Source organism: Bacillus cereus group sp. Bc010 (genome assembly GCF_027716745.1).
Lineage (GTDB): Bacteria > Bacillota > Bacilli > Bacillales > Bacillaceae_G > Bacillus_A > Bacillus_A pacificus.
Genome location: NZ_JAQFUY010000063.1, coordinates 1 through 9,552, shown reverse-complemented (window position 1 = coordinate 9,552; position 9,552 = coordinate 1). Strand labels below are relative to the sequence as shown.

The window sequence follows — 9,552 nt, the reverse complement described above, 5'->3', positions numbered from 1 at the left end:
GGCATTGAACAAACTATTGTTTGTTCCTGCCAACCGGCGAGGGAGCCCCTCAAGGATTGAGGGGTTGGGGAGTTCGAATGATGGGGTCTGGGGAAGAGTTCCCCAGTGGGTTTGGGCAACGCCCAAGGTTTTGTTTTTGCCACGTGTAATGTGGCTCGGCAAAGCCGAAAAGCGTCGCAGACCCCTATCGATTTTGATGCGAAAGCGTCAAAATACGTATAGGGTTACTTTAATTGACTCCATTTCGTCGCTTTGCTAGACTTATGGTATCAATTAATCTAGGGAAAGTGGTGGCACTTTATGTTGGGTTCTATCTCATTTAATCAATCTCACCAAAGTTCATTAAGCCACAATAACAGGGAAAATATTCATGGGAATCCTGGTATTGATCCAGCCAGGTCAGAGGAGAATATTTATTTTGTTCAAAAGGACATCCGAAGTGTATACAAGGATGTTTTTCAAGAAGCCGTGGATAAGTATAACGAGAAACAAAAACGGAATGATCGTAAAATTGATGACTACTATAAAAAAGTACATAAAGATGATAAGACACATGAGCAACGAGAACTCGTTGTAGCGATTGGGGAAGGTAAAGACGACGTAAAGTATAGGGAAGCTAAAAAGGAAGCTCTGAAGCGCTATGCTGAAGCTTTTCAAGAGAGAAATCCAAACCTAGCGGTTTATAATATGGTTTTACATGATGATGAAGCGAATCCGCATTTACATATTAACTATGTACCGAATTTTGAGAGTAGTCGAGGATTAACGAGGCGTGTCGGAATGGATAGAGCCTTGCAACAACAGGGTGTCGAAGGAACGGGAAGAAAGTTAATTGCGCATTGGAGAGAAACAGAAACGGCTTATATCGAGCAATTGGCTAAAGAATATATTCCGAATTTTGAACGTGCTAATGTAGGTTCATATAAGTACATGAAAGTTCGTCAATACAAGGAGTATGCAGAAGCAAAGTCAACTATTGAAAACCAAGTAGAAGAAAAAGAAACACAGTTACAAACGATTGACGATCATTTAAAAAACGTTGAAGAGAAAACAAATGAATTAGAAGTAACGAAAACGAGTTTGGAAAGTGATGTCGTTGATACGTACAAAGAATTAGAGATAGTAAAGCAACAAGTAGAGAGTGAAAATGAAAAGCTGCAGTTAATTGGCCAGCGTCATATAGAGTTAGAAAAAAGAGTAGAACAAATGCAAAAAGAATTAGATAGTGCTACAGATCAAGTGCCAAATAAACCTGTTAAAATTCTATTTTTACGTAAAGAAGTAGTAGTAGAAGTACAGGATAAAATGTTTGGAAAAGCTGAAATTACAAAGAAACAGACGAGAAATTATGTATTATCACCGGAACAATATCAAGAATTTACAAAACAGGTGAATGCAGCGGTCACTATCAAAAAAGATTATGAGCGTTTGAGAGAAACAGATTTTGTGAAAGAAAATGAGAGTTTAAGAGGGCATGCAGAGGGCTGGATGAAAGAAAATCGAACGTTGAAACAAGAAAAAAGTAAGTTGCAAAAAGAAGTTGGTGTATTAAATAGAGAAATTAGCTCATTAAAAGCTCATATAAAGGGTCTGCAGACAAATATAAGAGTTTTGTATGTACAAACGAAAAAAGTTTTTAAAGAGCAATTTAAGGCGTTTAGAGGGATTATTAAAAATGAATTGGATAGTAAGGGAATAGACAATCAATTTGAACGTGAGCATAAAAAAGAAATGAATAGACATCGTGGATTGGACATGGAGCGGTAAAATATTAAGGAAACTTTGTTTTTATCTTTAAGGTTATTGAAAACGTGATAGAATGAAAAAAAGAGCCATGCGGTAACATGACTCTTTTCATAGGGTATTCTACGAAAATACCTAAACTTCACTTATCTGATTATAGATTATCATAATTTGATTTATAATCAAATAGCAAAAAATAGGTGTTTTTGTTGATTCCCTCAATTAAGGAGGAATTAACCTAGATATGACAAAGCAAATTATTGATTTCGGACAAGCTGAAAAAAAGGCAAAAGAAAGAGATAGTAAGATTAATAGCATTTATGAAAAACTTGAAGGTAGTGGTGGACTTTCTGAAGAAGAAAGAGTCATTATGCTGCAAGTATTAAGTAAAATGTCTGGTGGAGAAGAGTATTTTATTGGTAAAAAGAAAAAACCTACAGATCGGGTGAGATTTGTCCAAATGATTACAGAGAATATTGATTATTTATGTGAAATTGGTTATTTAACTCAACCAGAAAAAGCATTTTTATTTGATATTTCAAGATTTCTAGAATTTAAATCGAATGTTATTGTTGAAAAAAATGAAAATGATGATATAAAACCAAATACAGCGTCTCCTAGTTATTTAGCCAAGAAATTAGGAAAAACAAGGACTTCTATTTCAAAAATGATGAATGAATTGCTTGAAAAAGGGGTTTTAGGAGTTGCAGAAACAGGTGTAATAACTGAAGATGGAAGGGCTTGTTCAGCAAGAACTTGGTTTGTTAATCCTAATATATTATGTAATTCACCTAAAGATGATATTGATAGAGCGACTCAACAAATTTTTTCAAAGGCATTACGTAATATCAAAATCGAAGGTAATAAGAAAAAACATAAACTACCAATTTATTTATTTTAGATGTCAATTTTTATATTGACATCTTTTTTTATTTAGGATTTTCTATTTTTTAGGTGTTAAAAAAAATTAACACAGGTGTTAAAAAAAATTAACACCTCATGTCTTATAAACCCTTGATATTACTGACTTTCTTTACTTTGCTCTTCTCACTCTTATATATATAGCTAAAAGTTCCGCAAGGAACGGGTCGTATTTTTGAGAAAATCATTCAAAAATCTCCACCCTCAACATCAAAAAGTCGGTTCGTTGATCCTCACCTAAAGGCTACCGCCTTTTCTTTTTGATGTTGTCCTTGCAAAACTTTTTTCGGCTCGTTTGCTTTTCTCGCCAAGCCGAAGGACAAAAAGCAATGCAATGGTTCTCGGCTTGGATTAGCAAGTATACGAGCCGAACCGCGAGATCATTCGTCCTAGACTTGCTCTTACCCGTCATAACGCTACGTTTTAAACCGTGGGGTTTCGTCCCCACACGACGAGCCAGCACTCCAAACAAAAAGCAATGGAAGATCTAAAGATAAGATCAAAACAAAGAGGGAAAATCTTTCCCTCTTTGTTTACTCGCTCTGTTAAGGGGCAAGCTACGGGTATGGCATGCCATACCCCGAAAACGGTTGTCGCTTCACTCGATTTGTAATACATAAAAAGACAAGATGAAAACAAAAAACTAGCCCCTAAAAGAAGAGCTAGTTTACGTAAAATTCGTTATCGGTACTGAAAAAGGATCTTCCGTGATCGTGCCTTATAACGGAAGATTATTTCTTAAAACTCTATATAAAAAGGTTGTGTATTTTCATCCAAACTGTATTCAATTCTTTGTCTGAAATTCATAAAAGTTACCATTTCTAAAGCTTGTTCAATAGGATAGAACCCTACTTCTAAACTTTCTGGTGTAGTCGTTAATTTGCCTCCAACTGGTTTACCTAAAAACAATGTATTACATATTGAATCGTTCACATTTTGGAATACTCCACAAAATTTTAAAATCTCAATATCAATACCTGTTTCTTCTTTAGTTTCCCTTATTGCAGCATCTTTCAAAGACTCTCCTTCTTCAACTTGTCCACCGGGCATTTCCCAACCTCTTCTAGGTCCCTTGATTAATAGAATTTCTTTTTGTTCATTGATTACAATTGTTGCTGCTGAAACTATATGTTTTGGTGGTGAATATATATTTTGTGTGCTTTGTTTCAATTGACTTTCCCCATTTCTATAAATTTAATATGTTTATCTTTATACAAGAACTTTGTTCTTTTCTGGAATAAATAACTATTTCAAAATGAAACATCCAATCTCCTTCTTTATTCCATAATATGTCTTTTTAGTTAAAGAAAATCCGAAAGGGGTGAATGCATACTTTATACAAATCTAGTTCACATAACGTCTCATTATCGGTAGCAAATAGTTTCATAGAATCCTTGTATTTACGGGTATTCTTCTTTTTTTGTCTGTTTATTTGGTATACAGGATTTTATACATCGTTGATATAGCGAGGATCTTGGGGATCCTCGCTATTCTTTTTTTGCATAAAATCTTGTATATAGAAAAAAGATTTTGATGTTATTATCGAGAAGTAATACATATCGGTGGTAAAATCGGAATGTATTTCGGAAATTAAATCGTTTTTAAAATCGGTTTTCATATCGGTTGTAAGTACATTCCGATTTTGATTGGAATGTTGATTTAATCGTGGTTTTTAAGTAAAAAACGTATTCCGTTTTTTGGGGAGGAATAAAAATTGGAACTAAAATCGGAAATGCACACACCGAAAATTGTTGCGGATCTTTTAGGAATCACACCCGATTTGTTAAAGGTATGGTCAAATGAATTTAACATACAAACGGAGCGAAGTCAGGGAGGGCATCGCAGATATTCGAAGGAAAATATAGAAGAGTTAAAAGCAATAAAAGAAAAAATACAGGCTCAAAAATGGTCTTACGATCAAGTTCGGTCATGGCGAAACGGAGAACTTGATTCGTTTGTTTCAAAAGAAGAAAAATCAGAATTAGAAAAGAAATTGAATGAAGTATTGGAAAATCAACAGTTACAAAATCAATTTAATCAAGCACTTGTTCAAAAATTGCAAGAAATTACGAATGAATTGGTTACGACAAAAGAGCATTTAGCGAATACGGAGAAAAAGTTAACGGAAGTAGAAGGTAAAAACAGTGAATTAGAAGTTTTTATAGAGAAGAAGCTAGAGAAACGAGATCAGTTATTACTTGAAAACATTAGAGATATGCAGGCACAAAATCAGAAACAAAAACGGAAAGGTTTTTTCGGTTTGTTTAAAAAGTAAATTTGCCGGTTATTTTATGTAGGGTTCTAATGTCGGAAAAAGAAGAATAGAAATATAGCATACATACAATAAGGGAATGCAGTATAGATCAGTCTACAAGCATTCCCTTGCTATAAAATATGTGAAATAAATTAAAAAAAGATAAGGAATAGAAAATCTTTTATAGGAGTAAGGGGAATCTGTTGTCCTTGCGACTAATAATAGGACGTTATGATAAATAGGATTGTATATGATATACAAGTGAATAATTATTTTTGAAAATCTAATATATGTTGTATCGTTTGATTTTTATCAGTATTACTTTCTGAATATATAATCTTAACTGGAGTATCATCAGTGATATTCCAATCATAAGGCATTTTAAATATTAAAAAACCTTCTATTTCTTCATTAGGTTGTAAATGAAATGGAATTTGTTTTTTATCTTTATTATATAAGTATAGACTTTGGTTATAATTATAATTAGGTGCTAATATATAAAATTTATTAGATGGGTATTGCATATTTTTTTTTGTGTTATTTTTCATTTTAATATTAATTTGATATTCAATGTATTTATCATTATTTATATTCACAGTATTTTTTTGAGTATTCATATATGTGATTTTGAAGTCATTGGTAATAAATTCTTGGTTTAATATAATTGGTTTTGATATAATTTCATAATTTTTATAATCTTTGTTAACTGAATTATATTTTAGCGTACATAAAGCACATATTATGATTACTGAAGTGATAAGTATAATTTTTTTGTGTTTCATATATGTTTGTCCTCTGAAAATAGAATAGTTCCATTATTAATAGTAAAGATTTCTTCTGTTAATTGACTTAAAAAATGTTTATCATGACTAGCAACTAATATGGTTTTGTTTTTTAATGTTTTAAGTAATTCGATTATAAATTGTATACCGTCTTCATCAAGTGCATTAGTTGGTTCATCTAAAATTAATAATTCAGGGTCTTCCATTATTGCTTGTGCGATTCCAAGTCTTTGTTTCATACCTAATGAATATTTTTTAAATGGTCGTGTATCATGTGGATCTAAACCAACTTGTATTAATGTTTGTTTAATTTTTTCATCATTAATATTGTTATTGAGCATAGCTAATAATTTTAGATTTTTAAATCCAGAATAGGATGAAACAAAACCAGGATATTCTATAATAAAGCCTGTATTTTGTGGGAATGAAATGTCTTTACGTATGATTTGTTTATTTACTGTGATATTCCCACTATCAATTTTTATTAATCCTAGAATAGCTTTAAATATCATTGTTTTTCCTGAACCATTTGGACCTTTAAAACCATATATTTTATTTTTATATAATTTTAAATTGACATCATTTAAAACTGTTTGATTTTTAATTTTTTTATGTACATTTTGTAAAATAATATAAGGTTCCATTTTATATAAACTCCTTTTATGTTTAATATTCTCTATTTTTATAAAGAAATGTTCCTATAATATAAAATAGAAAGCATAATATTAGTTCTATTGAAATAATATATGTGAAAGAAATATTAAATTCAATTATTCTTGAAAACATAGTTCCGTTTATCCATAAAATTTTATAGTTAGGAATATAAATAGTTATAAATGTAATAGAAAAAATGATAACTACAGCATATATGCTTTTCATAAATTCTACTAAATTGTTATACAATAATATCATACAAGTTAAAGATAATATTTGAATGAGAATAAAGAATGTTACGTTAATATTAGAACTATTTTGTATATGATATAGAGTTCTAATAAACTCGCCATTTGAAAAATTAGGATTAAAAAATATATAAGTAATAACAATTATAAAAGAAATAATTATTACTTGATAAATAAGAATGACACAAAATGATAAGAAACATTGAATAACAAAAATATTATGATAGGAAATTGATCGTCCTATTAAGAATAAAGAATATTTTGTTGTTATTATTTTAAAAGAATCCCCTATGATATAAAAAGGAATTATTTCTAAAATCAACCACATGATAGGGAAATCAAAATGATTTGTTTTTACTAATTCATATTTAACTCCAAAAAACAAATAAAAGTATATATCTGTAAAATAAATGTGAGTATTAGGGATTCCTATTATTGAACTATTAATTTTAATGAGATATACAGTAATTGCCAGAATGGAGATAATAAGGAATATAGCATTAAAAAATTTGATTTTTGATATACTCCAGAATAATAAAAAATCACGTTTTATAAGTAATAAAAATTTTGAGTTCATCAAATTTCTCCTGATTAATGAAATTCTTTTTTACTATATACATGGTGAAATCCTACTAATACTATACATAGAATACCTAAATTGTATGTACATTGATTAATAATAGTGTTTAATGTGAGAACATCGATTTTTTTTATGACAATACCATGATAAAGAATAAAAGATATATTCAATTTTATATGTAAAAATTGATCTAATAAAATCATCATTATTATACATATAAAGCTTAATAAATTATTTTTGAGTACAATATTTAATATAGATTGTAAAAGTAATATATTAAAAACACTAACAATTAGTATTATTGTGTAATAAAAAATATATAGATATGCTGAATAATTATTTAGTTCAAAAGATGTATGGGTATATATTTTGAATACACTCGCATTTATAAAATATATAATTGTGAGTGTGAATACATATAGAACGGATAGCATCATGATTTGTATAGTTTTAAATGTAAAGTAATGATATATAGTTTTAAATCTAACTATTAAAAATGGATTATCCTGTTGATGTATTAATATTGTTGTAAGAATCAAACAAAAGGGAAGAAAAGTAAAGGAAATAAATCCTTCACTTTTAAAACTTAAAAATATATTTAATAATTCAAATGAAAAGTTTGCTCCTCGAACAAATGAATAAGTATTAAATAAACTTAAAATCCAAAATAAGATAAGGGATAAGAATATAAAAAAGATATTTCTTTTTATATTTTTATAAAGGTGTAAGATAGATTTAGAAAATAACACGTTTTTTAACTCCTTGATAAAATAAGATAGTCGATATACTTAAAAGTGAAATAGCTAATATAGTAATATATAATAAAGAACCATTTTGTATTGTCTGTATTTCTGGTAAAAAGAACATTGGAGATATTGGAAAAGAAATAAATAAATTCATTATGGTTAAGACAATTTGAATAATAAATCCAATAATTAATACAGAAAATTGATTGTTATAATAAAAAGAACAACTAACAGATAGTAATGAAAAAATTCCTCCAAAGAAACCAGATAGAACAATATAAAATAAAACATGTATAAAAGGATGATTAAAATATAAATCAGGGAAAAAAGTAGAAGTTTCTGTTAAACCAATGTTTGAATTAATAATAGGATCAACAGGTACATTTGGTAAAAATAAAAAGGCAGCCAAAAAATCAAATAATAAAGGTAATGTAATAACAATAAATCCTGTTAAAAAGGATGTTAAAAAAAACGTTGTGAAATATTTTTGTTTAGTAGTTTTAGATAAAGAAATATATAGAAATCCATTATTTTTATCTTGTTGTATAATATTACCTACGCCAATAGTTGCTATAATTGGTAATAAAAAATAATACATAGTTTTAAAACTGGATACCAAATCAATTCCTATCCATTTTGTATAAGGAGAAAAAAAAGAATCAGCGGTATGTAAAGAATGAGAAGCACTTATAACAGAAAAAACAAGTTGTAAGAAACAAATACTAAAACCAATCAATAATGATAAATATAAGTGTTTATTATTTATACGTGTAAACCAATATGTAAACATTTATAAAACGCCTCCATAAAATTTTTAATAAGATAAATAAAATGCCAAATAAAAAAAGGTAGTGATTGAGTAAGTCGATCGACTACCTTTTTTATTTGGCATTTTATCTATCAGGTTGCCAAGAACCATAGGCAGAACCATTACCATATTTTTGAGCATTAATCCAAGCCGAAGTACCCTTACCCTGTCTTTCTGTTGCTAAATTATATAATCCAAGATTAGAACCTTTTTTTATAGTGTAATAATGACCATCAGCAACATCGAATCCATTTGCCATAGCATATGCTGTAAAGTTCTCAATACCACTCATACTTGTACAATCCATGTAATAATAAGAATCAGTCCATTTTTGAGCAGAATATGTACGATCATCAGGATTCCAAAAACGATATTCATTATGATAATCAATAGAATATTGACCATCTGCACTAGCATAATTATTACTGATAGCACTCATTCCTACTAAAGCAAGACCAGCTACTAAAAATAAATGAAGTCCTTTTTTCTTCATTTGTTTTCCTCCTCTATTATTGTTTCTCTTACAAGATGCAATGTTATACCTGGATATAGTGTTTGTAAATACTTTCCTTTCCGAAAAAAATATGCAATATTGCATATTTTTATAATTTAAATACTAATTGTCGAATAACTCAAATTATAGAGAAAAGATGGTTGCATGTGTTGGTCAATCAAAACGGACCTAGCGAAGCGAAGGGAGTATTTGACTTGACCAACTGGATTACACCCGAACCCTCTTGGCATTGAACAAACTATTGTTTGTTCCTGCCAACCGGCGAGGGAGCCCCTCAAGGATTGAGGGGTTGGGGAGTTCGA

At 29.5% G+C, this 9,552-nt stretch carries 8 protein-coding genes; 3 read left to right on the top strand and 5 right to left on the bottom strand.

The features are described from left to right. Positions 1-300 precede the first annotated feature (300 nt). Together PDQ68_RS27895 and PDQ68_RS27890 are read left to right on the top strand one after the other, a co-directional pair. Complete coding sequence (locus tag PDQ68_RS27895; RefSeq protein WP_050224765.1) at positions 301-1,767, top strand: plasmid recombination protein; 1,467 nt, start codon at positions 301-303, stop codon at positions 1,765-1,767. A 220-nt stretch (positions 1,768-1,987) separates the two neighbouring features. Beyond that, a complete protein-coding gene (locus PDQ68_RS27890; protein WP_050224764.1) occupies positions 1,988-2,644 on the top strand; it encodes a replication protein in 657 nt (218 codons plus the stop codon). 758 nt (positions 2,645-3,402) lie between these two features. Here the strand turns inward: PDQ68_RS27890 and PDQ68_RS27885 are convergent. Continuing rightward, positions 3,403-3,834 (bottom strand): NUDIX hydrolase, encoded by a 432-nt coding sequence (locus PDQ68_RS27885; protein WP_270787145.1) that lies wholly within the window; start codon positions 3,832-3,834, stop codon positions 3,403-3,405. A gap of 544 nt (positions 3,835-4,378) precedes the next feature. On the opposite strand from PDQ68_RS27885, the gene PDQ68_RS27880 reads away from it, so the two are divergent. Continuing rightward, a complete protein-coding gene (locus tag PDQ68_RS27880) occupies positions 4,379-4,939 on the top strand; it encodes a MerR family transcriptional regulator (RefSeq protein ID WP_000421199.1) in 561 nt (186 codons plus the stop codon). 248 nt (positions 4,940-5,187) lie between these two features. On the opposite strand, the gene PDQ68_RS27875 is transcribed toward PDQ68_RS27880, so the two are convergent. The 4 genes from PDQ68_RS27875 to PDQ68_RS27860 all read right to left on the bottom strand — a co-directional run bounded on the left by PDQ68_RS27875 (position 5,188) and on the right by PDQ68_RS27860 (position 9,229). Further along, complete coding sequence (locus tag PDQ68_RS27875; RefSeq protein ID WP_050224771.1) at positions 5,188-5,700, bottom strand: DUF4352 domain-containing protein; 513 nt, start codon at positions 5,698-5,700, stop codon at positions 5,188-5,190. After that, positions 5,697-6,344, bottom strand: coding sequence for an ATP-binding cassette domain-containing protein (locus PDQ68_RS27870; RefSeq protein ID WP_050224770.1), 648 nt, complete (start codon positions 6,342-6,344; stop codon positions 5,697-5,699). The genes PDQ68_RS27875 and PDQ68_RS27870 overlap by 4 nt, the downstream gene beginning before the upstream one ends. Positions 6,345-7,917: 1,573 nt before the next feature. Then, entirely contained in the window at positions 7,918-8,718 is an 801-nt protein-coding gene (locus PDQ68_RS27865; protein ID WP_050224767.1) for a hypothetical protein, read from the bottom strand. A 103-nt stretch (positions 8,719-8,821) separates the two neighbouring features. Then, entirely contained in the window at positions 8,822-9,229 is a 408-nt protein-coding gene (locus PDQ68_RS27860) for a hypothetical protein (protein WP_050224766.1), read from the bottom strand. Positions 9,230-9,552 lie beyond the last annotated feature (323 nt).

Bases quoted from the DNA above. Each gene is read 5' to 3' on its own strand.
- PDQ68_RS27875 (WP_050224771.1), bottom strand. From the start codon at position 5,700: ATGAAACACAAAAAAATTATACTTATCACTTCAGTAATCATAATATGT.
- PDQ68_RS27890 (WP_050224764.1), top strand. From the start codon at position 1,988: ATGACAAAGCAAATTATTGATTTCGGACAAGCTGAAAAAAAGGCAAAA.
- PDQ68_RS27860 (WP_050224766.1), bottom strand. From the start codon at position 9,229: ATGAAGAAAAAAGGACTTCATTTATTTTTAGTAGCTGGTCTTGCTTTA.
- PDQ68_RS27895 (WP_050224765.1), top strand. From the start codon at position 301: ATGTTGGGTTCTATCTCATTTAATCAATCTCACCAAAGTTCATTAAGC.
- PDQ68_RS27870 (WP_050224770.1), bottom strand. From the start codon at position 6,344: ATGGAACCTTATATTATTTTACAAAATGTACATAAAAAAATTAAAAAT.
- PDQ68_RS27865 (WP_050224767.1), bottom strand. From the start codon at position 8,718: ATGTTTACATATTGGTTTACACGTATAAATAATAAACACTTATATTTA.